The 779-nt window shown below is 60.7% G+C and carries 2 tRNA genes; both read right to left on the bottom strand.

The annotated features are described in order from the left end of the window. Positions 1–373: 373 nt before the first annotated feature. Positions 374–449: transfer RNA gene (locus ACLBXO_RS31620), tRNA-Ala, on the bottom strand. 36 nt (positions 450–485) lie between these two features. Further along, a tRNA-Ile gene (locus ACLBXO_RS31615) sits at positions 486–562 on the bottom strand. Positions 563–779 lie beyond the last annotated feature (217 nt).

Below are 779 nucleotides of genomic sequence, written 5' to 3'. Positions count from 1 at the left end.
TCATCGCCTCTCAGCGCCAAGGCATCCACCGAATGCTCTTAAGGCACTTGATCGCTCTCGTGATCGATGTCCGCTGACCGGCAGCCGCTAGGCTGTCGGTCACGACACGGTCACAAAAAGACCAGTGGCAGATCCGTTTCCGGACCCACCACCGTATGCTTGCCGAACATGACCGCCGGGGTTGGCAGCTCTCGCTGCCCCAACGGCCACATTCCCTCTTCACGATGTCACTGATGTCTTCGCCAAACGGCACGTCCAGCCGAACCTGTCGGTCCTCGCTGATCACTGCCGCGGCAAACGCATGTTCCAGATAGCGGGCTCGACACGCACTCTCGGGCGGCTGCCGTTTCCACGACGCCAAGTCCCAAAAGAATGGTGGAGCCAGACGGGATCGAACCGACGACCTCATGCTTGCAAAGCACGCGCTCTCCCAGCTGAGCTATGGCCCCAAAGGGTCAAGCCGGCAGGCAGAGCGTCCCGTGTCGTGGTGGGCCTGGGACGACTCGAACGTCCGACCTCACCCTTATCAGGGGTGCGCTCTAACCACCTGAGCTACAGGCCCAGTACGATCGAGCAGTACCGGCAGACACAAGGTCGGGCCGATCCGCGATCGCGCTATCTGGTGAGGAAGAGAAACGAGGGCGGCATTCGCCCCGCCAATGGGCTCTGACTGAGCCCTGATATCTAATGATCTTCGATGGGTCTGCCGAGGCAGAACGGCTCCGATCGCTCGGTGCCAAACCCAAAGAAGAATCCTTAGAAAGGAGGTGATCCAGCCG

It is taken from the genome of Methylobacterium sp. C33D (genome assembly GCF_053345825.1).
The sequence above is the reverse complement of the archived record's forward strand: the minus strand, read 5'-3'. Positions and strand labels throughout refer to the sequence as shown.